Below are 25950 nucleotides of genomic sequence, written 5' to 3' on the forward strand. Positions count from 1 at the left end.
TTACACCCTCTTTTTTGTTAATTTAAGTAATACTTTGCTTAAGCTTTCTTCCGTAAGATCCTCTGCATCAGCAAAATCTGATACCGTAAAAGCAGACTCTGTTGTTGGTTTATTTATAAGTTGACGGAGATGCCTTAACATACCATCTGCTATCACTTGAATTTTTAATTTAGAAAACTGTTCCCTACTATACATCCAAATAAAATGTAACTTTTCATCTTTCACCATTCCGATAACTTCAATTAGATGAGATGGTTTGGAATCTGGAGCATGATCTAAAAATGTAAATCCTGTCTCTTGCATAAACAAAGAGTCCCTTGAAAACACCTGATCAAATTGGCCCAAATAGTTAAAGCTTATTGAAGGCTTTTGCTGATAAAACGGAAGTAATCCTTTATTCAAGTAACGTAAAATACCATAGTCAACTCCGCGATTTGGAATTCGACGTAATTGTTCTTTGACAGCCTTTAACCCTTCAATAGGTGTCTGAGTTCCTTGAAAATTGAGATGAACGGGATAAATACTCGTGAACCAGCCCACTGTCCTTGATAAATCAATACCTTCAATCATCTCTTCTCTTCCGTGTCCTTCTAGATGAATAGAAACGGTTTGCTGATTTATACAATCAACGATAGCTTGTCCTAATGCCGTTAATAGTACCTCATCAATCCTTGTCTTATGAGTGACTAGAACTTCGTGTAACAATGTTTGTGTTTCTTCTATTCCTAAAGTCCTCTTCACTTGATCAATCGATTCTTCTGTTGTTTCTTGTATTGGATAGTCCATTGGAATTTTCATCGTTTCTTTTTCTACTTGTTCATTCCAATAATTTTGTACTTCTTTTGAAATCCCCGAATCACTGTATGTCTGGAGTCGTTCAGACCACTCTTTAAAAGATGTACTTTTCGCAGGTAAGCGAACTTCTTGACCTTGTTTCATCTGGTTATATACCACCTGTAAATCTTCCAATAGAATCCTCCATGACACTCCATCTACTACTAAATGATGAATCACCCAGAATATTCGATCATTTCCAGTCAAGTTATCTTCAAAGTACACTACTCTCATTAACGGACCAGTAACTAAATTGAAACTAGCTTGATTAATGTTCATCTCTTCTTGTATTATTTTATTCCACTCTTTTTCATTAACTTGATTACGTTTTACAACATGGAGTACTGACAGCTCATCAGTCCCTTCATTTCTCTGCCTCCACGTTCCGTTTGGTAACTGTTCGTACCGGAAACGTAAAGCATCATGATGTTTCAGTAAATTTAATATCGCTCCCTCTAGTAATTTCACATTCAATCTTTCTTTTACTCTTAAAAGCATTGATTGATTCCAATGCTCTGTATGTGGATGTTCTTGCTCGAAGAACCAGCACTGAATTGGAGTAAGAGGCACATTACCTATCACAATTCCCTGCTCCGCTTGTACTCCCTGCGTTTCTATAGCCACTTGTGCCAGCTCAGCGATAGTTGGGCATTCAAACATTTGCTTTGGAGTAAGTTTTAACCCCACTTGACTTGCTTGAGATATGATTTGAATACTGAGAATCGAGTCGCCACCAATTTCAAAGAAATTATCATAGATTCCCACCTTTTTAACACCTAATACTCGCTTCCAAATGGTAGTCAGTATCTGTTCGTTACTATTCCGAGGGCCAACACATTCACTATTAATCTGCTTTTCCTCTGGCATAGGTAAGGCCTCACGATCAACTTTACCGTTAGCTGTAAGTGGAATAGCTTCCATCGCCACAAATCCCGAAGGAACCATATAACTTGGTAGTTTCGCTTTAAGATACTCTCTCCACGCATCTACATTTCCATCTCCTACAACATATGCTACTAATCTTTTATCGCCCGGCTGATCTTCTCTTACAATTACAACTGCCTCTGTTACAGATGCATATGTATGTAAAGTAGACTCAATTTCCCCAATCTCAATTCTGAAACCACGTATTTTAACCTGATGATCAATTCTTCCACGATAATCTAGATTCCCATCTGGCAAATACCTAGCTAAGTCTCCTGTCCGGTATAATCTTGCTTTCGGATTACTACTAAATGGATGAGATATAAAACGCTCTGCTGTTAATTCAGGTCTATTTAAATATCCACGTGCCAATCCTGCTCCACCAATATAAAGTTCACCATCAACACCTATAGGAACAGGTTGTTGATAAGCGTCTAGTATATACACTTCTAAATCGGGAATCCGCTTTCCAATATTACTTCTTGAAGCATGCTGCACATCATCTAGAGTAATTGGATAATATGTAACATGAACTGTAGTTTCTGTAATTCCATACATATTAATTAACTGTGGTTTTTTCTCCCCATACCTTTGAAACCACGGTAACAAGCCAATAGGTTCTAACGCTTCTCCGCCAAATATCACGTAACGCAGCTGCAAATTTTTATTCTTATCTTCTTGTTCACACACTCGTATTAATTGGCGGAATGCGGAAGGTGTCTGATTTAGAACTGTGACTTCTTCCTCCACCAATACTTGATAAAAATCCTTAGGTGATCGACTAATCCAGTACGGAACAACAACTAATTTTCCACCATATAATAACGCTCCCCAAATTTCCCATACTGAGAAATCAAATGCATACGAATGAAAAAGCGTCCAAGTATCTTTTTCATTAAACTGATACAAACAATCCGTCGATTTAAATAACCGTATAACATTGTGATGCTCTATCATAACACCTTTTGGATTTCCTGTTGATCCCGAAGTATAGATCACATATGCCAGATTTTGGGGACCGACACTAGAAACCGGCAAAGTCTTACTTTCTTTCCCAATCTCATCTTGATCACAATCCAGGCAAATCGACTCAACATTTTCTGGTAACCAGTTCAATTCTTTTAAACTTTCTTGCGTTACGAATAACTGAATGCTAGCATCTTCTAAAATATATTGAAGTCGCTGCTCTGGATATGTTGGATCAAGTGGAACATAAGCCCCACCAGCCTTCAAAATTCCTAAAATACCTACAATCATTTCGAGGGAACGTTCAACGCACAGTCCAACTAAAGTATCAGGTCCTACTCCCTTTTTCTGCAGATAATGAGCTAACTGGTTTGCACGTTCATTAAGCTCCTTATAAGTAATTTTTTCTTTTTCATACGTAACTGCAATAGCATTTGGATAAATCATCGCTTGCCGTTCGAACATTTCATGAATAGTTACTTGAGGTGGGACATCCAGTTTAGGATTGTTGAACTCAACTAAACTTTTTCTTTTATCTTCCTCAGAAATGATTTCTATTTCAGCCACCTTCTGCTTTGGGTTTTCAAAAATTTTTTCCAGTATCACTAGCATAACGTTAAAGAATCGTTCTATCTCTTCCTTAGAAAATAGCTCCTCACGATAATCAATATGTACATGTAAAGAGTCTATATCAATTAGATTTTCAATATGAACTGCAAAATCTTGTACTTCTTCACGGTTTGGAATCCATAGTGAGTCACCACTTTCATCACGATCCCTATAATCAATCGTAGTTCCGAAAAGTCTCACATTACTGTTATTCTCTTTATTAATCTGCTTTAATAACAAATCAAATGGATATTTCTGGTGTCTTAATGATTTGCTTTGTTTTCTGGACACTCTACTAATAAATGAAAGTACTTCTTCTTCTGGATCAATATCCATTCTTAAAGGAACTGTACTCACCATCATTCCAATCAATTTTCGTTCCATTTTAGTCATACGGTTGCCGTAAGCCATTCCTAAACCAATATCAAGCGATGAGGTCCACCGATACATGGACAACGAAAAAGCAGCAACAAAAAGAGTATATAAACTATTTTTGTAATCTTCAGAAAATTTTTCTATCTTTCTCTTCAAATGTTCCGTTAATATAAACGTCTCACGTGATGCTTTTGTACTAACTTGGTACGTATTATAAGGCTTCAATCCAGTCACAGATGGCAGTGTTTTAAATTCCTCTAACCAAAATTTTTGATCTTTTTGAAAGCGACTACTATTCAAGTATGTTTGTTCGTTGGTCAGAAATTGAACATATGAATTTTTAATTTCGCCTTCCTCATTCTCGTTATGCATGTCATAATAATATTTTGCAATCTGCTCAGTAAATATTTGAATTGATAAACCATCCATAATAATATGATGAACATTTCCAAAGACTGCACATTCATTATCGTTTAATTTTATTAAAGCGAAATAGTATAAATTTGAATTAAATAATGTAAACGTTTCTTTTGTTTTCTGCTCAATCCATTCCTCAAGCAAATTTGTATTCTCCACATTACTGAAATCAAAAAACTCAAATTCTTGTTCTTCATGTTTAGTAAAATATTGTTTCGGTTCCTGATGCCCATTTTCTTTTAACCTAATGCACAGACCGTCATTTTCACTGATAACGCGATTCACAACTTGGTTTAATTTTGAATAATTCATTTTTCGATGAAGTTTAAATAAAAATCTTAAATTACATATTCCTTTATCAGAATGAACGACTTCTGTATACCATATTCTTCGCTGCGGATGGCTTAATGGATAGCATTCCTCATTGGTCATAAAAATCTTCCCTTCAAAAATTATTTGCTCTTATAGGTTCGTGTTTATGTTTAGCCCATAAATATTTCTGCAGTGAAACTCCAATTACTCCAATAATAACAAGCCCAATCCCTCCATAAACATAGAGTTGAGTTACTCCAAACAAATGCACTAATGGACCACTCATAGCAGGAGAAATAATTAGAACTGCGTTTGTTAAACTGCTTTGTATACCAAATACTCTTCCTACTTGATCTTGATCGGATTCTATTTGTAAAATGACTTGATTAGATACAAGCATCAGCCCACTTCCGATACCAGCGATAAAACTAATTAAATAAGCTAAAACGAAGACCGTACCGGGCGTTATCAAACCAATCCCCCCAAAACCAATTCCCATTAAAACCATACCTCCACATACTACCCAGCCATATTGAAATTGTTTTAATTTCTGAGTTAGTAATGCACCAAGTATTCCGCCAAGACCAATAATAGAAATGATATATCCCATTTTACTTTTATCATGTGGGAATAAGCTCTTAAATAAAGTTGGGAATTGTGAGTCTACTAATTGTAATACCGCCATGGCTATTGTAACGAAAATCATGGTTGATAATATTATCCGATTAGATAACACATAACCCCACCCTTGTACCCAAGCGGTCCAAGTACTTTGTTTTTGCTGTTCAACAAATTCTTTCGATATAGTTTCTTTAAATTTTATTGTGGGTATGAGAACTAAGGTAGCTAATAAACAACTTATAGCTCTTATAATGAGGCAGAACTCTGGTTGAAACCAGCTCAACAACATGCCCCCTATAAGGGGGCCTACTATCTTGGTACCCTGCTCTACTATTCCGTTGATACTTACTGCTTTAGTAAGCAAGTCCGGGGATACAATCTGTCTTGTTAGTGTTTGCTGTGCAGGATAATAGAAAACAATAAAAATGGAACGAATCATTAATGCCACTAAGAGCCAGTGGATATCTTGTACAAATAAAAGAGCAATTGTTATTAGACCAACCATTAGATTACAGAACATCATAATTGGAATTTTTCTAAAACGATCTGCAATAACACCTGCCCATGAGCCAAAAATAATTCCAGGAAGTGCATATGCAACAGGAATCAATCCAATCATAGTAGGATCTACTTCCCATTCAAACCCAACTATAGTCATAATCGCTAACATATCAATAAAAACACCAAGCATAAGCAATGAATAGGCAGAGAAAACTTGTAAATAAACCCTATTTCCTAATAGGCCTTTTGAATCAGTAGTTTTCATAAAAGCAAGCTCCTTAGGTTACTAATATAAACGCTTTTGCGTATAAGGTACCTCTTTATTAAACCTAATTAATCATTATTGACATCTCACCTAGAATTTAACTTCGCCAAAACTCAAACCGGTCTTATTTTTCATATATTTAAAATAGTCAGACAAACGAAAGCGTACCTATTTCTTCATTTTTATATCAACTGTTACAAAATATATCTTTACCTTACACTAATAACAGCTAAACGTTGCCTTAATATAACCCTTTACAGTCGTTTACACATTCAATTCACATCCTTTTAAAGTTGGCTTTTTCTATCTCAAATACTATCACACAAATATTTCACCTACTATATTCATAAAGTTGAAATATTTGAATCAGAAAATTCGGATAAAAACCAAATCCACAAATCATAACAAACTATTATTTATTTATATTTTCATTTTATAGATAGCTTTAACCATAAGGGTATCAAGAATTAAGTTTTTAATTTTATTAACATAATAGTTTAAAGAGACCGTAAATCCTACTAAACAAAAAAATATACAATAAAGTATATTTTTTCTTATCCTACATATTTTCTATGCAAATTAATCCCAATAACTAAAGTTGATAATAAAAATATAATATTACCAATCACTAATGTACTCATAACAAGAATTGAATAATATAGTATTAATACTTCTGCACCTACTACCTATTTTATTTATTGGATATTTATACTTCAAAAAATTACACATCATTCACAATTAGGATACATACCCAAAATATGTTTTGAACGTTTTATTATATTTTAAGATAATATAAAATCAGTTTTTCTATAAGAGAACTTAATTTTTATGTAGTACGAAACTGTTAGTAATACAGTATATACTAATTTAGTTATAAAACATTTAAAGACCACCTATTTCCATAAGTGATCTTTCTTTGTGATTCTGTATTTGTGCACTACTGTAGAAATATATCGTAGAAACGCTTTGTTTGCTAAATGTTTAGTTCTTTCTATTTACTAAAAACATAGCTTCATACAATTAATATCATATTCGTTACATTGCAAACTATTATTTTGTCTTCTGTACAGGCAAACTACTAAAAATTAATTCAGCAACTTTTACATATCCTTTTGAGTTTGGATGAATTAAATCCTTAGACCAAAGCGTATTGTCATTAACTAAATGATGATTCCAAAAATCAACATGATGAAGCTTATACTCTCTGCTCAGTGAATGTATAACTTCATTTGCCTCTAATAATTGTTCTTTTATTACTTGTTTTTTTTCAGAAGCAAAAGGAAGCCTAACTGTAAAATCTGGAAGGTTTGCTATAATAATATCAGCCCCTGCTTTACTTAATGTATCTATCATAAATTCCATATCGTTCTTATATGCATCATGATTCCAACGTCCTTTTAAAACATCGTTTGCCCCTGCAATGAGACTAACCAAATCTGGATTAAAAGTTAGCGCCTTTTCCAATTGCTGCGATTGAATTTCTTTAGTTACTAACCCACGCTTTGCAAAATTGGCATATTCTATATCATTTTCACACAGTTGAACAAAATGATCTACCCAGCTTTTTAATGCAATTCCCTCAACTTCATCCCCTATCCCCTCTGTAAAACTATCGCCAATTGCTACAAATCGCTTCCACATATGTATTCCCCCTTTATTGTTAACCATATCTATACTATACAATAGCTCACACCGTAATTGTTATTTCTAAGTGGTTTTCGATTTCAATTATATTCCACTTTACTATATTTACATTTAGAATCTAAAATTGACCGATTCCTAAGTATACTTAGGAATCGGTCATATTCATATATTTACTAAAGAAATAAAATCTATCTAGGAATTATACTTTTTCAAAAAATTTATTGTTCTTTGTTTTGCCCAGTTGATACATTTCTTTTCGATTAAATGATATGAAACTATAGAAAAAGTAGTGTCATTACAATGCACAAAGTAAGAAGGAAAAAGATAGGTATCTTTGTATACAATAGTTTAAATAGTACCATCATGATTGGAAAATGACACAAATAGATACTGTATGAAATTTCTCCTAAATATACAAATACACTCTTATTTAAAAATGCTTTTACAGGATAAAACCAATGTGTCCCCATTAAATATCAAGACACACTGGTAACAAAACATTCTTTTATTAGCTATCAAGGATTTTAATTATTCAATTCAGCTATTTGCTAGACCTATATTAGAGATGAATTTTATTTAGTCTAAACTATTAGTTTTTGTAATAAAAAAACTACACCCTATACTGGATGTAGTTTTTCTAACTGATTTATTTATTTTTCACTTCATTTTTATAAAAAGCAAATAATGGTTCGATGGATGGACTAGATAACAGCGGAATTGCCTTCTCAATCAATTTCCTATCCCAATCAAACCAACGCATTTCCATTAACATATTTATCTCTATATCAGTGAATCGTTTCTTTATTTCCTTAGCAGGATTTCCACCAACTATTGTATACGGCGGAACATCTTTACTTACGACAGATCCTGCAGCAACAATTGCCCCTTCACCAATAGTAACGCCAGGCATTATTATAGCATTCATTCCAATCCAAGCATCACTTTTTATGACTGTATCGCCCTTTGGTTCATATGATTGTTTGATTTGCTCAGCGAATGGATATACTGTAATCCATTCTGAGTGATGATTATGATTACCACCCATTAAAATGACTACCCCACTTGCAATGCAAACATAATTCCCAATAATGAGTTTATCAAGATGCCATCCCATCTGTTCAATTGGATTGAAAAGTGCTTGAGACTTAGCATCTCCCCACAAATACCTTACACAGCCATCTTCAAAATTTTGATGGCTATAATAGCCTGAATAATAGGAGTACTCTCCTACTTCAATGAGTGGATTTGTTACTATATCTTTTATATACTTTGTTTCTGACCAATGATTAAATAATGGATACTTCATAACTTTATTCCTCGCTTCTAAGTATTATATATTTTGCTATTTACTTAGAAGCTTACTACGACTGCTACATTTTTTAGCTTTCTCAAACGACGAATCATTATCTTCAAGCCTTTCTTTTATACTATAAAAAAGCATAACGCAATATATTACACTAGTCAAATTGTGTAATTTTGAACACATCTTAAACAGCGTAATACTGCAATAAGAACATGAAAACACTCTAACTTTGATCCAAATAATATATTGATTACATTTAGTTTATATTTTGTAAAAAAATTTTAATTGCCATGACAAAGCAAACAATAACCACTATTGGTCGTATTAATGACGTCCCTTTTGTAAGCACCATCTTCGCTCCAATATACGATCCTATAATTTGACCAAGCATCATAATCAACCCAATTGTCCAATCGATTTGGCCAAAAATAATAAAATATAACAAAGCAGCGAAATTACTTGTAAAATTCAAGATTTTAGCATTTGCAGTTGCTCTCGTAGCACTATATCCACATAAAAGAATGAATGCTAAAGCAATTAAACTACCTGTTCCTGGGCCGAAGAAACCATCATAAAATCCAAGGAATGGAGCCACTGTTAACGCAAACAACAACATACTTATTTTTCTCGGTCGATCTTCGTTTGCTATATTTGGAGATAATAGAAAATAAAGACCAATAATAATAAGTAAAAAAGGTAATATCATGATTAAATATTCTGCTCGTATCTGTAAAACAAGCCATCCACCCAAAACTGATCCCAAAAAGGTCATTAAGATGGACAAACGCATTTCTTTAAGATTAATTTCTTTCTTCTTAATAAAAAACACTGTTGCCATGAGGGTTCCGCTACTCCCTTGTAGTTTATTAGTCGCTATCGCTACAGAAGGAGACATACCTACTAATAACATTATCGGGATAGTTATCATACCACCGCCCCCAGCAATCGTATCTATCCATCCTGCTAATACAGCTACTAAAAATAGTAGTATAAGTAATTCAATAGTAAAATCCATACAAAGAATATGGGGAGGCTTGAGCTATTATAACCCAAACCTCCCCATCGTCCCTCCTCTCTTTAAACTAGTTAATTAAATCTGTAAAGTAACTTTCTTTTTGATCACGTAATCGACTGGAAACGTATTGTCTGCAAACAATTCTTCTTCCATATTTATTGTTTCCAATCGGGATTTTATATTCTTCCTCAGATAACCTTTCCCTACCATGAGTTACATTTGTTTGTTTACCATAGTATGAATTTGGTATAAGTAATAAATCTTCAGATGTAAGTGGAACCTTATAAGTAGGCGTTGTTCGTAAGAGTTCTAAAAACATGTCAAATTTCAATTTTTCTTCTTCACTTTCTCCCACATAAATTAATCTATTTTCCGCTCCATTCAAACAAGTTGCAATAATATCACCATTATCATCTAAAAATATAATTTGGTTTATTTCTCCTACAAATCCCGATATTTCACCATCAGCCATTCCTGCGATATGAGCAATAGGCATTTTACTTACCGCCAATATGTCATCTTTACTGAAGTGATTTTCTTCAAGATGCTTTTGCAGTAATTTTGGCGTTCCAATATGAGTTTGAGTTTTTAAATTTAACACTCCTTTTAATAAAAGAGCATCAACTCTAGTAAATTTTCCACAAGTAATTTCAGACACTATTCGTTCCACGGATTTATTAAGTCTATTTGATACAATTTCTAAATTCGTATTGAATGTTTTCAATCTTGCTTCAATATCTGATTGGTCTTTCATATCTGTATACACTGTGGCATCGTTATGTTGATAAAAGTTCCCGCCACCGGTGCTTGCACCGACATTTCGCAAAACTTCATCGTTGTTTAAAGGTGAAATAAGATGAAATCTATTTTTCCCTGCATGTTCGGATGGGTGAATTAAAGCATCATAATTAAAAAGTGTGGCAAAAAGCCATGTGACCCATTCTGCATAAAAATATTTTTTCATTCTATCGTGTTCTTCTTCGCCATAATTAAAACCTCTGCGATTTTCCCCAGGTAATAGTGTTTCCATAGGATCACATGGAGTATTTTTAATAAGAGTAGGTGGTACGTTTCCGCCACAATTCGCTATTTTTATTATATGTAGTAGGTTTTTCATATCTGAATTCGGATTTTTCTTTGAATAGTCAATCAAACAATTAAGCCACTCTTTTGAAAAATATGCTGCTATTTCTTGATCACAAGTATAAGGATTATGAGTTTTCAATTCATTTTCTATCAGATTCTTCATTTTATCCTTCAATACATTAGGAATGCTAATTTCTTCAATTTCTGTAATCTGCAGTATTCCTTTATTCATTATAAAACCTCCGTTGTTTTATTTTTTATACCCTATCTTCTATTAAACAAACTATCCATTTCTTTTTTGCTCCTTCGCTTTTCGTCAGAGCTATTAGAACTACCGATTTACAAATAAAAAACGTGGATTATAAGAGATTTCTTCTTAGGTACATTTCCCCGACGAACCTCTATTGAATTGGTAAATTTAATTTAAAAATCTCTTTCATTTTCTAAAGTTTTCCTAATTTTAAAATCAGAATTTTCAATACAACTATGTTAACATTAAAAATATAACACGAAACCAAAAATGTAAATGAATAGTTTTTTTATAAAAAATAGTCAGACTATTTATGAAGTAATTCGTATTCCATTGAACGAACTACGGCCCCTCAATTTTATTGATAACAATAAAAAAACCCCTAAATTGATAGAGGAATTTTTTTCAAGTATATTCTATTTTAAAGTTCTTACTTACCTTTTACCCCGCTATTTGCCGGGCAGTCCGATTGGTTCAACTAATAATCAGTGGGGATGAACAAAACTCCCCCTGATTAAAGTTTCACTTTATTTTAAAAGATATTGCTGTAACTTCTTTATTAACAGTTCCATCCCGTTTGGACTTACAATAATCTTCCCATTCGCTAACGAAATATTGCTGTCTGAAATATCCCCTGTAAGTGCACAAGCTCTTGGAGATTGATATTTTCGTAAAATAATCTGGTCCTCTTCTATAAACATTTCAAGAGAATCTTTTTCTACAATTCCTAAACTCCGTCTTATTTCCATTGGAATAACAATACGCCCCATGCTATCTGCTTTACGAGTAATTCCTCTTGATTTCATAAAATGCCACCCTTTATATTTATCTAATATTACGGTATTTATTTTAGCAATAAACAACAATTAGGAATAGTTCGTATTACAGTACTTTTTTAGAAAAAATAACAATTAGGAATAGTTTATGTTAGAATTCTTTCTTGTTTATTCTTGATTTTTAATATATTTTTCCTTGATCATTTTTATATATTGTTTTCTTTCAGTTAGTTCAAATATAAATAATGCTTTTTTATGTCTGTTAAACCAACTTCATTAGAGTGCTGAACTTTCAATAAAATTGCACCTTTTTCAAAAAATAATTCACCTAATAAGTATAAAGTATTCATATTTATCGCTAATTTTATACCTATTTCACTATACTTTATTGCTTCTTCATATTGATTTGCAAGGTGTAAACATTTTGTTAACGTATGAATGAGTCTTAATTTGATTTCTTTTTCTCTAGGAAATTCTATCTTATTAAAATTAATTAAACTTTGTTTTAATATATTTATACTTTTCTCATACTCTTCATTTTCTGCATGTATTATAGCAATTGAATTCATTATGCTTATTTCTTTTCTGATAAAAGTTACTACTACTTAAGGTTTGTTTTAGTGCTCTATTTAAAATGTCAAAGGCATTACTTGTTGCTCCATTTACATAATATATAGCAATCGCTTCATGCCATAATAGAAATTGTTTATCTTCTTTTGATTGAAAATTATTCTCATCTTTCTCTTTTTACTATTTCGTAAAGCTCATTATATTGTTTTTGTTTCACACAATCTCTCATTACACATTTTACATTTTCAATATATTTTATTTTTTTATTTTTGGTTAGTGCGAATATATAATTTGGATCAATACCAAGTCTTTCAGATAATTGATACAACAATATGCTAGATGGATAAATAATACCTTTTTCTATCTTACTAATTTGACTTTGTGAACATATTCCATGACATAATTCAGATTGTGACATGTTTTTTTCTTTCTAAGTTCTTTAATAATAATACCAAGATTGTAGAATTCCATCTTTCCTCCCTCAAATGTAACACTTTATGAGTATAAGAATATTTCCCAACTTTTAATGTAATGTAAAATTAATATAGTTACAATTACTAATTATATGGATTTATAGTTTCTTTTACAAACTTGTATTACAATACGAGAAATTATTAAAAAATGGTTCACTAATAATTAATGGGAGTTTTATCCCCCCACTGATTATTAGTCCACTCCAGGCAGGCTTTTACAGGGAGTTAGACTTCTTTGCCACATCTAAATTTTGAGGTGGGAATCTTACTATCCGCAAATAGCCTGATTAAAATAAATATGATTTTTCACCTTTATTTCTTTTAATAGTTTCTTTTGATTTTTATATAAATAATTTCGAAGGAGCGTATTTTATGAAAAGAATGTTGACCGAAAGAGAGTTAGAAGTAGCTATTTATGTAGCAAAAGGATATACAGATGCAGAAATTTCCAAAAAATATATGTTACCCTCGAAGAATTTCAACGATAATTAATCATATTAAAGAAAAATGGCATATTAATTCTAGAGTGGAATTAGGTATTTTAGTTTATCATTATGGTTTTATAGATGCACCCTTATTTTCAAATAAAAAATTCAGCTATGTAAAAGGTTGTACAATAGATAGCGGAATATAACGAGTTTAAATTGCAAATAAAAATAGAAGAGCAGACAAATTTTTATTATTTGGTTTACTCCATCAGTTTTTAAATTTCATACATTAATATAAAAGGTTAGAGAATTAACTTCTCTAACCTTTTTATATATACTATTAGGTTTCAAACAGTAAAGATGCCCTAATGCTACCATTGATCCTGTTCCCTATTCAACCCTGTATAAACACAAAAAAGAATCAGACATTACCACTATTCAAAACCAGTTACAATTCTCTCTTTCATTTTCTGTAATACTTCACTGCTCAATACTTTTTGACCAGTAGGAAGTTTTAATATGGCAGCGGCACCTTTACTAAGGTATATTTCTTGATCATTATTTTGATTTACTACCAATATTCCTTGCCCTTCAAATTCGAAATAACTAATATCTTTTGTTTCATTTGTATTATTCTTTATTGCTGTATATAATCCATATAAATCTTTACTTCTATTTTCTCCGCCCGTTCGAATCGGTTCAATATCATTCGCAACAATTAGTCCTTCTGGCTGCTCACCCTTCATAATAAACCACAGCTTTTCATTTGTTGGTAATAGTAAATTCTTAAATTCAGAGCTATTTAAAATTTGCTGTGCTGGAATTGTTGCATAGATTGATAACGAAAATGGAGATGTTGTTATTTTTTCAAAACTTAAATTTTCAGAAGAACTTCCCTTACTATATTGATAATCTTTTAATGCGATCGATTGTACTGATTCACTTTTATTTTTTGATGCATAACTAATTTTACTAGCGAAAATAATAACGGTCATTAAGCACATGCACGGTATCACAAGCTTAAGTAGTTTTCCCATTTATGAACCCCCGCTTTTAATATTATTAGTTTGCATGGATATTATAAACAGTTTCACTCCACCAAAAATTATTATTGTTATGGAACGTACTGAAATTATGATTATAATGATCACCATACCAAGGGTCCATGTACGTTATATAATCTGTTCCATTTGTCCCTTTATAAAATCCATCAAGTACTAGAAAGTGTCCGATGTTAGCTCCATTTTGCCACATAATGAGTGCAATCATCGGCTGATTACTATTAATTTGACTTTTGAACCAATCATATGATTTTGCTCCAGAACTTATAGCTGAGCTAACACCATATCCTGATAATCCATATTGTATTTCACGTGAAGTTGCAGGATTATTATATGATCCACCCTTAACATACCTAACGTACTGATCTTGCGAAGGAGTTTTCCCAAAATAATTTAAAACTGAAACCGAAGTGCCTGCCCAACACCAATTTGATCTTTCTTGTAATATGTTAGGTACAGATAATTTACGATCTATTGATGTATTTGGAGGATTTCCATTAATATACGCTGACGTTACATATTCTTTTTTTCCATCTTTAAAATAATAAAACCAACGATTATCTAAATTTCCTGTCCAGTAATCTTTAACCGCTTCACCATACTCCCATCCTTTAAAAGATACTGTTGTATTTCCGGGAATCACATCTACAATATTTGCATTCAAACTTTTTGCCTCTCTAACATTAACATTCAATGGAGCTGTTGTTCCTGTAAATTCAACTTCCTCTGCTATTATTTTCTGAACACCAATAAAACTAAATGTGAAGAACAATAAAAACATACAAACAATAAAATGCTTTCTTCCCTTCATTTCTCCACCCCTTCATCAGTACTAAAAAACATCAACAATTCATCCTTATTAATTGTTCAAGCTTAATATTACATACTAACGAAAAATGACTTCTCATAAAGTGAAACTTTGATCAGTAGTGGTTTTATTCATCCCCCACTGATTGTTAGTTAAACCAATCGGGCTGCTCGGCAAATAGCGGGATAAATTCCAATACAAAAAAGGAGCCTATAAATTTTTATAGGCTCCTTTTTATTTCGTCGTTATTACTTAGCTAATTCTTTTGTACCCTTCATTACATCAATGAAGAATCCCCAGTTATTCACTACAGAAGAGATACTGATATGTTCATCTGGAGTGTGGACGTTAAAAATGTCTGGTCCGAATGAAATTGCATCTAATTCAGGCATTTTTTGAACGAATGCGCTACACTCAATCCCCGCATGCACAGCGAAGATTTCAATTTCTTTATTGTATTTTTCTTGATGCACTTTTTCAAATAAATTACGAATTTGTGAGTTTGGATTGTATGGCCATTCTGGATACTCTGACTCTATTTCAAATGTAGCACCAACTAATTCAGCAATATATTTGATTTCTTCTGCAACATGTTGTTTTAAACTACTTACAGAACTTCGCACTTCGTTACGTAATTTAATTTCATCTTGCAACGTTTCAATAACGCCTAAATTTGTTGAGCTTTCTACAAGACCTTTAATATCCATGCTCATACTTTGAATGCCATTTGGAATTAAGAATAATGATGAAATAAGCTGCTTTTGTGTCTCTTGAGCAAATACTTTTTCAACTGTTTCATCCAATTTTGTCAGTGTAACATGAACATCTGGATCAACAGCACGCATTTCTTCTTGTAATACACGTGTCCATGATTCTAGTTTTTCTTCTACTTGTCCTACATCTTCTGTACGAATTAAAAGTGTAGCTACACTTTCACGCGGAATTGCATTCGTTTTTAATCCGCCGTGAACTTCACTTATGTTAAACTCCGTATGTGCCGATAAATCACGTAATACTCGTCCTAATACTTTGTTCGCATTACCGCGTTGTTTATCAATTTCCATACCAGAATGTCCGCCTTTTAGACCACCAACATATAGACGGTATGCATCCATATTCGCTGGCGTTTCATCCCAAATTACGGGAATTGTTTCAACAGCTTTCGCACCACCTGCACTACTTACAAGTAATTTATGATCTTCTTCAGAATCAATATTTATAAATATCTTTCCTTCAAAATGATTTGGATCAATAGCAAAAGCCCCGCCCATTGTCGTTTCTTCTTCAGTAGTGATAACGACTTCAAGTGCTGGATGCGGAATTTCTTTCGAATCTAATAAAGCTAATGCATACGCAACTGCAATACCATTATCAGCACCTAAAGTTGTTTGATTTGCATATAACATGTCCCCAATGATTCGTAATTCAATTGGATCTTTTTCAAAATCATGTACTGTTGCTTGATTTTTTTCGCAAACCATATCCATATGACCTTGAATAATAATAGCTGGTACATTTTCATAACCAGTTGTTGCTTCTTTTTTAATAATGACATTTAATGCTTCATCTTGAATGACTTCTAAGTTACGCTCTTTTGCAAAGCCCACTAAATAATCACTAATTTCCTTTTCATTACCTGATCCTCTAGGAATCTTTGAAATTTCTGCAAAATGATAAAATACAGGGTGCTTTGTTAATTGTTCTAAGGTAGAATACATTTTTCAAGCTCCTCTCCAAATGACAAAATAATATGTAAGTCTCATATCATTATACCATGATTCATTATTTTACCTTTGTTTTAACTTTTATTGTTCATTTTATGTACAACAATCTTACGATATTGTAAGGGCGTTGTAATCTATATCGATTTTCTCATTTAATAATAATCGTATACTTTTTAAAGAAACACATTAAAGGAGATAAAGAAAATGAAAAAGTTTTTAGCAATTATTACACTATGTTTATTATTTTTTAGTTTTACTATTGGCTGTGAGAGAGCGTCACTAAATAGAATTGGTAAAGATGTATATTACATGCAGATAAAAGGCGAAGGAACTATCGAAAAAGTAGATGGTAGAAACTTACGAAACTATACGCTGCCCGCATATGATGAAGATGGTGTCAAAAAACAAATTACATTTAGAAGTACAAAAAAAGAAAACGACCATAAATTAAATAAATACGCGTTTTTACGCCTTTATGTAGATCAAGATGATAATAGCAAAAATGAAATATCATCAATTGAAGTAAAGTCCTATGAAGAGATTCAGAAAGCAGATTTACCTGAAAAAGTAAAAGATAAGTTTACTATTAAATAAAAAAACAAAAGAAAATGCTCTATGCATTTTCTTTTGTTCTTTTCACCTGTATATATTTTGAACTACTATTATTCATTAGTTTCTCTAACCGATTTATATTCTCCGTTAATGCACCTTTCACAAGAGAGAAATCTGTATTGGATTCTTCTTTTTTTTCTTTAAAAAACGAAGACTTTTGCACATTGACTTCAGCCATCTCTTCTCCCCCTTTTCAAAAAGATACAACCTTTTATTTATATTATATAGCAAATGTAGAAAGAGTGTACACTTATGATTTTCTTTTTAATTCTTCTTCTAATTCTTCTACTTGCTGCAACGTATCCCCTTTTATTAAAGAGAAATCTGTTGTATCTTCGTTACCTTCTTTAAAAAAATCATTGTCATAATCTTTTACCACTACAATCACCTCTACATGCTAGTGTAGGAATGATTGTCCAATTTTATTCAAATTTGTCGGATTTTGTTTTTAATTTATGTATAGAAGAAAAGGACAGAAAAAGATTCTGTCCTTATTTACTAAAATAACTATGATGTATTGTTAAATTATATACATTTTCAAAATCCCGATCTTGCAGGTTATTTTTCTTTCCATCAATAACAATGAAAACGTCACTTACTATTTTTGCTGGTATAATCCCGACATTTTCTACTTGCACCGCTTTCTGCTCATTCAATTGCTCGATATGTTCTAACGGAACGATAATACTAAATTGCGAGCGAATACCACGAAAGTTTGTATTTAACTCTTTCGCGGCTTCAAAAACAACAATTTTCGCGCCAATCTTTTCCCCATATGAATCTAAAAATGCATTTAAGCTCTTTGTATATTCCTCTTCCGTATGCCATTCCATCGTACCGAATACTGCTGGATTAACATTTTGAATAATTGTCGTGTATATTTCCCCTCTCGCTTTAGATGCAATTAATGATCGTTTTATTGATTGAACTGTCTTGCCAATATCGCTAAATTTCGCACCCCATATTTCTGAAATATTAGGCGTTAAAATGAACGCAATATCAACAAAAATAACCATTGCAGTAAACATTAAAAGATTTTTCCAGAGGGTTAAATCAATTCCTTTTATCATGAAATACACGGTGACAGATATGATAAACAAACCATACCAAGTCTTTCTAATACGTTGCTTTTTCTCCTCGTACAACTCCTCATTTTTCCAATAAAAGAAAACAAGGACTACAAAGACAATCGCTAAAACAAATAAGCCAATTCGAATGTTAGAGATCATTAATCACATCACCCTCCATTCAAAAACTACTCACGATATCATTACATGCGCAAGCTGCTCTCTTTATGACAAAAGACGTGGACAAGCTTCTAAAATTAGCTACATCGCATATATATTAGAAAGTACCACGTCTTTTATCCTGTTATTTGTGGGAAATAAGACCCCTACTGATTAAAATTTCACTTTACCATGAGTCTATATTGTATATGTAGACAAGCATTCATTTCAAATTTTCGTATTAAAAAGAAATATGTTTCGGAATTTCCCCTTCAGGTACTTCTCCATCCATACTTAAATAATAATGACGAATCGGACGTAAGTTTTCGTCTAATTCATAAACAAGCGGAATGCTAGTGGGAATATTTAATGAAACTACACCATCACTTGAAAGGTTGTCTAAATATTTTACTAGCGAGCGAATTGTGTTACCGTGTGATGAAATAATTACTTTATTACCACTTTTTAATGTCGGCGCAATTTCTGAATGCCAATAAGCAAGTACTCTCTTCTCCGTATCCTCTAAACATTCAGTTAATGGAAATTCACCTTTTTTGAGTGTTTTATATCTTGGATCGGTCGCTTCATATCGAGGATCGTCTTCAGTAAGAGCCGGTGGTCTTACATCAACACTTCTTCTCCAAATATGAACTTGCTCCTCACCATATTTTTGTGCAGTTTCATCTTTATTCAGCCCTTGCAATGCACCATAATGTCTTTCATTTAGCTTCCAAGATTTATGTATTGGAACCCAAGTAAGATCCATCTCATGAAGTACAATCCATAGCGTCCGAATTGCGCGTTTTAATACTGATGTATAAGCCACATCAAAAGTATATCCGTTTTTCTTTAATATTGCTCCTGCTTCTCTCGCTTCACTTAATCCATTCTCTGATAGATCAACATCTGTCCATCCCGTAAAGCGATTTTCAAGATTCCATAAGCTTTGTCCGTGACGAATAAGTACAAGTTTTATCATTATAATTCCCCTTTCGGAAATGTGAATTTTATTGTTCCATTGCGTACACGTATAAAGTATCTAGTAATGTATCTTTTTATCCATTCACTCTATGACCAAATCATAGTTGCCAAATGTATGGATAAAATTTGTTCTTTTTCAAACGATAAAACAGAAGTTTTTTCATTATTTTTGATCGACTGGTATTTCACGTTTGGATATCCAAGCATCAAAACCTGATCGGCTATTTGCCATTTCATTCATAACTTGGTGCCAATTGTCCTCACATGATTCACCAAATTTTGAAAAAATAGCACCCATTTGTTGTCTTTGTACATCACTCAGTTTTTTCTCTAAATCTGTACCTTTTTCTGTTAAAGACAACTGTTTCACACGTCGATCATGCATAGCTTCATTACTCTCAATTAAGCCCTTTTCCACAAGTTGACGTAGCGGTCCGTGGAGAGCTTGTTTACTTATTTCTAATAGTGATAATAACTCATTTACACTTATCCCTGGAAAACGTGCGATAAAAAATAAAATTCGATGATGTACTCGTTGAATGCCATATTCTTTTATAATTTCATCTGGCTTTTCAGTAAATGTTTTATATGCAAAATAAAATAATGCTAATGCCTCATTCATCTGTTCTTCTTTATGTTGTGTCATCTACTTTCCCCCTGTATGTAAATTATACCACAATCTAGTAATGAATATTTTAATCAACGCATTAGAACTTATTTAGTCTATTGAAACATTCATTGCATAATTAGGAGATGATTCATTTGAAAAAACAATATACTGTAAGTACATATTTATTGGATAGACTACATGAATTAGGAATTGAACATATATTTGGGGTTCCTGGTGATTATAATCTTGCCTTTTTAGATGATGTGGTAGCACATGAAAATTTAAAGTGGATTGGCAATTGTAACGAATTAAATGCTGCATATGCAGCAGATGGGTACGCTCGCATAAAAGGAATCGCTGCTCTTATTACTACTTTCGGAGTTGGAGAATTAAGCGCTATTAACGGTATTGCTGGCTCATATGCGGAAAACGTGCCAGTTATAAAAATCACGGGTACGCCACCAACAAAAGTAATGGAAAATGGAGCAATCGTTCATCATACGTTAGGCGATGGAAAGTTCGATCACTTTTCCAATATGTATCGAGAAATCACTGTGGCACAAACAAATGTAACACCTGAGCATGCTGCTGAGGAAATTGACCGTGTTTTACGCGCATGTTGGAATGAAAAACGCCCGGTTCATATTAATTTGCCGATTGATGTATATAATAAACCAATTAATAAACCTACAGAACCAATTTTATATAAACCGATTTTAAGTAATAAAGAAGCGTTGGATAAAATGCTACTACATGCCACTTCAATAATAAATAACGCCAAAAAACCTGTAATTTTAGCTGATTTTGAAGTAGATCGATTTCACGCTAAAGAAAATTTACATCAATTTGTAGAAAAAACTGGGTTTCCCATCGCGACGTTAAGTATGGGAAAAGGAATATTCCCAGAAAAACACCCTCAATTTATAGGGATTTATACTGGTGATGTAAGTTCTCCGTACTTGAGAAAAAGAATTGATGAATCTGATTGTATTATTAGTATTGGTGTGAAGTTAACTGATACTATTACAGGCGGCTTCACACAAGGTTTTACAAAAGAACAAGTTATAGAAATCCATCCCTACACTGTGAAAATTATAGATAAAAAATACGGTCCAGTTGTAATGCAGGATGTTTTACAACATTTAAGTGATTCAATTGAGCATCGTAATAAAGATACCCTTGACGTTAAGCCATTTATTTTAGAATCCTCACCTTTTACTGAAGAGTTCATTCCAAAAGCACAACTGGTCACACAAAAACGTTTTTGGCAGCAAATGTACCATTTCTTACAAGAAAACGACGTATTAATTGTAGAGCAAGGAACACCTTTCTTTGGTAGTGCTGCTATCCCTCTACCTAATAACACTGCATATGTAGGACAACCGTTATGGGGATCTATCGGATATACACTGCCCGCTCTACTTGGTACACAGCTCGCCACTTTATCACGGCGCAACATTTTAATTATTGGTGATGGTTCTTTCCAAGTAACTGCCCAAGAGTTATCAACTATATTACGTCAAAATTTAAAACCAATTATATTTTTAATCAATAACAACGGATACACTGTTGAACGTGCCATTCACGGCCAAAACCAACCTTATAATGATATACAAATGTGGGATTACAATAAACTATCAATGGTATTTGGGGCAGAAGAAAAAAGTCTAACATTTAAAGTAGAAAATGAATCAGAATTAGCAGAAGTCTTAACAAATATAACTTTTAATAAGAATCAACTTATCTTTATTGAAGTTATAATGAGCCAAAGCGATCAACCTGAATTGTTAGCTAAACTCGGGAAAAGATTTGGTCAGCAAAATTCTTAATATAAAAGCATAACCTAATTATACAATTGGTAGTGTAAAACTTGTTTTGAGAATAGTTTCGACAATCAAAATACATAAGGAAAAGGATGGAAAGCACCATCCTTTTCTATTTTAAGAGCGTTTTTCGACTAACGCCCCGTGCGACAAGCAAAAATTCTTAATCCATCTTTAACTTTATAGCTTTTGTCGCAATAAATGTTTTAATATGCTTATCTAATATCCTTGTTCCACCAAAATCATCCTCATAAAAACCTGTTATAGCAAAACCAGCTTCAATTTGGCCTTGGATTTGGTCTTCTAAAGTATGCGCATATTCTATTGTTTGATTTGAATCGATGTAATCTTGAACTTCATCCTCTGGTAAATAATCCAATGTTGATGAAGGAATTGAATGTTTAACATCAAGAATACCTTTTTGCTCTTGGTTATCATCAAAAATCCATAGTAACGGATTTGTAAATCCAGCAATAAGAATACCCTTATTCTTTAAAACCCTAGAAACTTCATTCCATACAAGATGAACGTCTTTTACAAACAAATTAGAAACAGGATTTACAACAATATCAAAATATTCATCCTCAAAATCACCAAGGTCTGACATATCTCCTTGTACTGTTTTCAAAGTCAAACCATCCCGTTTTGCTACCTTTTCATCTTGTTCCAATTGCTTCTTAGATATATCAGTAACTGTTACATCTGCTCCAGCAGCAGCTAGAACAGGTGCTTGTTGTCCGCCACCTGATGCTAAGCAAAGTATCTTTAATCCATCTAATGACTTTGGAAACCACTTTCTAGGAACTGATTTTTCCGTAGTGACTGTAATCTCCCATTCACCTGATTTGCTTTTCTCAATAACCTCGCTACTTACAGGCTGCGTGTATCTAGAACCTTCTTCAACCTTCTTATCTCATGCATTACTGTTTTGTTTTGTAGTATCCATTGCGATTAGTCCTCCTAACGATCTAGTTGCATTCAATGTGTAAGCTTAATGCTTTCCTTTTTCTATTAACCTGCCTGATGGTTCATACATAGTTGTCTATATTTATATTAACAGATAAACGCAAGTAATCACTGAAAAATTCTGAAAAGACAAAAAATACACATCTATTCCATTCATTTAAACTAATCGTAGAATTGGTAAGTTTTAAACAACTCACTTCCACATAAAAAAAGCATTCCAAATCTGTTGACAGTTGGAACGCTTTTTTATGTTATTTCATTTTTCAAGCTTTTAACTAAATCCATTAAACAAATAAGCTACGCTTTTTCTTTTTTATTCAGCAAGAGTTAACTGCCAAGATACACCATACTTATCATTTAACCAGCCAAACTTTTTACTAAACGGATAAGAACCTAAAGGCATAAGAATTGCTCCATCCTGCGCTAGTTTATGAAAGACCGTATCAATTTCTTCTTCTGTCTCACAAGTTACATAAAGAGACATAGCTGGAGTGAATGTAAAATTATGATTTACATAACTATCAATACACATAAACTCTTGGCCATTTAGCGTAAAAGTTGCATGAATTACAGTTCCCTCTTTACCAGGTCCATTTTCATCGTAGCGAGAAATACTTACAATTTCCGATTGATCAAATAGCGACGTATAAAAATTCATTGCTTCCTCAGCTTTGCCTTCAAACATTAAAAACGTAGTAATTTTTTGATTTGTGTTACTCATATGGAGACAGCCCCTTGTTATATATTTATGTAAAACATAAGTCGGCAAAAAACCGAACGTACATTCCTATAAGTGTATTGTCTATAAAAACGATGAGTTTGTCAATTATCTACTTTATTATTTCTTCTTAAATAATGCTGTCCAAAGAAATGATTCTCCAAACATTTCTTTCGGTTGTTTCATTTGTTTCATCCTTCTAATCTCAATTACCTCAAATTCTTTAAATATCTCTCTTAACTTTTCTTCCGAGTATGCAAGACCACCTTGTAGACTCCATCCTCTATATACATCCCAATCTGTTATTTCCGATCCATTTCGCTCATCTAAATCGCCTGCCGCAAAACATGTTAATCCGAAATAACCACCCGATTTTAATGAGTTTTTAATTAAATCCACATAATTTATTCTTCTATGCGGTGGAATGTGATGCAAACAGCCCGAATCGTATACAAAATCAAATTCGTTTTGAACCTCTAAATTAAAAATTGAATCACAAATAAAATGAATTGCTACCCCTTTTGCCAATGCCCTTTCTTTAGCCCAATTAATGCCTTCTACAGATAAATCCACTGCTGTTACATCAAATCCTTGAGTCGCTAAATAAATGGCATTTCTACCTGGACCACATCCAAGTTCTAATACCTTCCCTTTTGAAACTCTCTCTTTTTGTATATACGAAACTAGATTCTCATCTGGAACATTTTCAAAAAACGGAACATCCTTTTCTCTATTCTCATAAAAATCATTCCAAAATGATTCTGCAGGTCTTAATAATGAATCAAGCATTTTTAAAATGTCTTCTTGTGTGTGTAACGTTTCAGTTTTCATTAATACCCCTCCATAAATTAATAGTCAGAAAATTATTATATATCTTTTCGAACTTTCAAACAAAGAAAAAACTCCTATATTCAATAGGAGTTTTTGTCTTTAAAATCCGAGTACAGCTAACCATTTTAACAATTTCTCTTCTCGCGCTTTTAAATCATCATTCCTAAACTTGCCTAGTTGTATTTCACTAACAACTTCTCCGTCCTCCATAAAAAGAACTCTTTCTGTTTTCTCTGCTACCTATACAACATGAGTCACTTAAGAAGGTTACTTTGCTGAAAAATAAAGCCGATTTCGTTAAGGGATATTTTTGCTAACGCCTCTTCTTTCATACATGTTATTTCATACAATCATACTTTTCTAATAAAATAACGCTTTTGTTCACTTTTTTGATACATTTACGAAACATTCATGTGTTACCTTCATTAAGTTCTTTTCTTTTTATAATGTCGTGTGAGATATACCAACAGAGGAAGCCCTAGATCCCCTAATCCTAGGGCTTTTTTATAAGAATTTTATACATTTTATTATTTCCACTAACTCTTTAAATTGTATATACATAATATAAAATTTTCATGTTGTTATATTTTTGATGGCCTCTTATCTTTCCTTAAAAGGCTTTTTTTCAAATAACGCTTTTATTTAATTTATATTTAAAAAGTTCCTTTTCATAAAGACTTCCCTTATATGCTATACTCATTATTAAATAATTGTATAAGGAATGTTAAAAATGGATGATAGATCGTCAAGACAATGGAAATTGCGACAAAAGTTAAGAGCACTGAAAACCAAAAACAACAATGACACAAACCCTTTGTTTAGTGAATGCCTTGAATCCCTAGGAAACGAAACTCTCATTTTCTCCCAAGAAAAAAGCCAGCAGATTGCTATTATTTTAATGAATTCATTTCCTATAACTGTCTCGGGAAGAATAGATTGGGAACAGATAGATAACCAATTCATAGCTTCGAACAAAGAACAACTAATTTCCCTTATTAGAGCAAACCAACTAGATTTTGACGAACAGATTTTTATAATATGGGATAACTATGAAATCCCTGTAGTAAGTACAAATCTTGATAAAGTATTCCAATCATTAGTTGACGTTGATGCAGTCAGTTTTTATTACTGGATATTAGACAAAGAATATAGATTCGTAATTGAAATAAATGATAAAGAATTGATTAGGATTGGGTTTCGCTAATACTCTAAGCATATGAA

At 32.6% G+C, this 25950-nt stretch carries 21 protein-coding genes and 4 pseudogenes; 4 read left to right on the forward strand and 21 right to left on the reverse strand.

Going from position 1 to position 25950, the window contains the following annotated elements:
• From IQ781_RS03420 to IQ781_RS03460, 9 genes and pseudogenes are all read right to left on the reverse strand, one after another.
• Window positions 1–4557 carry a non-ribosomal peptide synthetase gene (locus tag IQ781_RS03420; protein ID WP_000180445.1) on the reverse strand — a complete coding sequence of 1519 codons (4557 nt, stop codon included), beginning with the start codon at window positions 4555–4557 and terminating at the stop codon, window positions 1–3.
• A 13-nt stretch (window positions 4558–4570) separates the two neighbouring features.
• A complete protein-coding gene (locus IQ781_RS03425) occupies window positions 4571–5824 on the reverse strand; it encodes an MFS transporter (protein ID WP_000858621.1) in 1254 nt (417 codons plus the stop codon).
• Window positions 5825–6874: 1050 nt separating this feature from the next.
• A complete protein-coding gene (locus IQ781_RS03430) occupies window positions 6875–7465 on the reverse strand; it encodes an SGNH/GDSL hydrolase family protein (protein ID WP_000265880.1) in 591 nt (196 codons plus the stop codon).
• A gap of 195 nt (window positions 7466–7660) precedes the next feature.
• Window positions 7661–7914: pseudogene (locus tag IQ781_RS03435) on the reverse strand (acyltransferase family protein); the annotation flags it as partial.
• A 200-nt stretch (window positions 7915–8114) separates the two neighbouring features.
• Complete coding sequence (locus IQ781_RS03440; protein ID WP_139846813.1) at window positions 8115–8774, reverse strand: CatB-related O-acetyltransferase; 660 nt, start codon at window positions 8772–8774, stop codon at window positions 8115–8117.
• Window positions 8775–9027: 253 nt separating this feature from the next.
• Window positions 9028–9786 carry a TSUP family transporter gene (locus tag IQ781_RS03445; RefSeq protein ID WP_000347994.1) on the reverse strand — a complete coding sequence of 253 codons (759 nt, stop codon included), beginning with the start codon at window positions 9784–9786 and terminating at the stop codon, window positions 9028–9030.
• Window positions 9787–9853: 67 nt separating this feature from the next.
• Window positions 9854–11104: a hypothetical protein gene (locus tag IQ781_RS03450; RefSeq protein ID WP_242808222.1), complete on the reverse strand. Its 1251-nt coding sequence runs from the start codon at window positions 11102–11104 to the stop codon at window positions 9854–9856.
• 545 nt (window positions 11105–11649) lie between these two features.
• Window positions 11650–11928: an AbrB/MazE/SpoVT family DNA-binding domain-containing protein gene (locus IQ781_RS03455; protein ID WP_000842216.1), complete on the reverse strand. Its 279-nt coding sequence runs from the start codon at window positions 11926–11928 to the stop codon at window positions 11650–11652.
• A gap of 138 nt (window positions 11929–12066) precedes the next feature.
• Window positions 12067–12939, reverse strand: a pseudogene (locus IQ781_RS03460) (helix-turn-helix domain-containing protein).
• A gap of 374 nt (window positions 12940–13313) precedes the next feature.
• On the opposite strand from IQ781_RS03460, the pseudogene IQ781_RS03465 reads away from it, so the two are divergent.
• A pseudogene (locus tag IQ781_RS03465) lies at window positions 13314–13565 on the forward strand (response regulator transcription factor).
• Window positions 13566–13803: 238 nt separating this feature from the next.
• Here the strand turns inward: IQ781_RS03465 and IQ781_RS03470 are convergent.
• The 3 genes from IQ781_RS03470 to pepD all read right to left on the reverse strand — a co-directional run bounded on the left by IQ781_RS03470 (window position 13804) and on the right by pepD (window position 16956).
• The gene (locus tag IQ781_RS03470; RefSeq protein WP_139846814.1) at window positions 13804–14406 is read right to left on the reverse strand and encodes a hypothetical protein; all 603 of its coding nucleotides are present in this window, start codon (window positions 14404–14406) and stop codon (window positions 13804–13806) included.
• Window positions 14407–14431: 25 nt separating this feature from the next.
• On the reverse strand, window positions 14432–15241 hold the full coding sequence (locus tag IQ781_RS03475) for a papain-like cysteine protease family protein (RefSeq protein ID WP_139846815.1): 810 nt from the start codon (window positions 15239–15241) through the stop codon (window positions 14432–14434).
• 245 nt (window positions 15242–15486) lie between these two features.
• Complete coding sequence (gene pepD, locus IQ781_RS03480) at window positions 15487–16956, reverse strand: beta-Ala-His dipeptidase (RefSeq protein ID WP_000287556.1); 1470 nt, start codon at window positions 16954–16956, stop codon at window positions 15487–15489.
• 210 nt (window positions 16957–17166) lie between these two features.
• Between pepD and IQ781_RS03485 the strand changes: the two genes are divergently transcribed.
• The gene (locus tag IQ781_RS03485) at window positions 17167–17556 is read left to right on the forward strand and encodes a YxeA family protein (protein ID WP_000713863.1); all 390 of its coding nucleotides are present in this window, start codon (window positions 17167–17169) and stop codon (window positions 17554–17556) included.
• Between the two features lie 19 nt (window positions 17557–17575).
• Here the strand turns inward: IQ781_RS03485 and spoIISB are convergent, their stop codons facing one another.
• The 5 genes from spoIISB to IQ781_RS03510 form a co-directional block, all read right to left on the reverse strand.
• Window positions 17576–17752 (reverse strand): stage II sporulation protein SB, encoded by a 177-nt coding sequence (spoIISB, locus tag IQ781_RS03490; RefSeq protein WP_000852629.1) that lies wholly within the window; start codon window positions 17750–17752, stop codon window positions 17576–17578.
• Window positions 17753–17824: 72 nt separating this feature from the next.
• Entirely contained in the window at window positions 17825–17953 is a 129-nt protein-coding gene (locus IQ781_RS03495; protein ID WP_000237819.1) for a hypothetical protein, read from the reverse strand.
• Window positions 17954–18065: 112 nt separating this feature from the next.
• A complete protein-coding gene (locus IQ781_RS03500) occupies window positions 18066–18803 on the reverse strand; it encodes a type II toxin-antitoxin system SpoIISA family toxin (RefSeq protein WP_000624977.1) in 738 nt (245 codons plus the stop codon).
• Between the two features lie 238 nt (window positions 18804–19041).
• Window positions 19042–19779 (reverse strand): 2,3-diphosphoglycerate-dependent phosphoglycerate mutase, encoded by a 738-nt coding sequence (gene gpmA, locus IQ781_RS03505; RefSeq protein ID WP_000594152.1) that lies wholly within the window; start codon window positions 19777–19779, stop codon window positions 19042–19044.
• A gap of 165 nt (window positions 19780–19944) precedes the next feature.
• The gene (locus IQ781_RS03510; RefSeq protein ID WP_000191888.1) at window positions 19945–20427 is read right to left on the reverse strand and encodes a MarR family winged helix-turn-helix transcriptional regulator; all 483 of its coding nucleotides are present in this window, start codon (window positions 20425–20427) and stop codon (window positions 19945–19947) included.
• A 107-nt stretch (window positions 20428–20534) separates the two neighbouring features.
• Here IQ781_RS03510 and IQ781_RS03515 point away from each other — a divergent pair, with 107 nt between their 5' ends.
• Window positions 20535–22220 carry an alpha-keto acid decarboxylase family protein gene (locus tag IQ781_RS03515; protein WP_074047527.1) on the forward strand — a complete coding sequence of 562 codons (1686 nt, stop codon included), beginning with the start codon at window positions 20535–20537 and terminating at the stop codon, window positions 22218–22220.
• Between the two features lie 157 nt (window positions 22221–22377).
• Here the strand turns inward: IQ781_RS03515 and IQ781_RS03520 are convergent, their stop codons facing one another.
• The 4 genes and pseudogenes from IQ781_RS03520 to IQ781_RS28385 all read right to left on the reverse strand — a co-directional run.
• The gene (locus tag IQ781_RS03520) at window positions 22378–23073 is read right to left on the reverse strand and encodes a class I SAM-dependent methyltransferase (protein WP_242808307.1); all 696 of its coding nucleotides are present in this window, start codon (window positions 23071–23073) and stop codon (window positions 22378–22380) included.
• 420 nt (window positions 23074–23493) lie between these two features.
• Entirely contained in the window at window positions 23494–23901 is a 408-nt protein-coding gene (locus tag IQ781_RS03525; RefSeq protein WP_000072493.1) for a VOC family protein, read from the reverse strand.
• A gap of 117 nt (window positions 23902–24018) precedes the next feature.
• Complete coding sequence (locus IQ781_RS03530; RefSeq protein ID WP_065212734.1) at window positions 24019–24729, reverse strand: class I SAM-dependent methyltransferase; 711 nt, start codon at window positions 24727–24729, stop codon at window positions 24019–24021.
• Window positions 24730–24828: 99 nt separating this feature from the next.
• Window positions 24829–24969, reverse strand: a pseudogene (locus tag IQ781_RS28385) (ABC transporter ATP-binding protein); the annotation flags it as partial.
• A gap of 490 nt (window positions 24970–25459) precedes the next feature.
• Here IQ781_RS28385 and IQ781_RS03540 point away from each other — a divergent pair.
• Window positions 25460–25933 (forward strand): CDI toxin immunity protein, encoded by a 474-nt coding sequence (locus tag IQ781_RS03540; RefSeq protein ID WP_000342724.1) that lies wholly within the window; start codon window positions 25460–25462, stop codon window positions 25931–25933.
• Window positions 25934–25950 lie beyond the last annotated feature (17 nt).

It is taken from the genome of Bacillus sp. N447-1 (assembly GCF_022701035.1).
In the GTDB taxonomy this organism is placed as follows: domain Bacteria; phylum Bacillota; class Bacilli; order Bacillales; family Bacillaceae_G; genus Bacillus_A; species Bacillus_A cereus.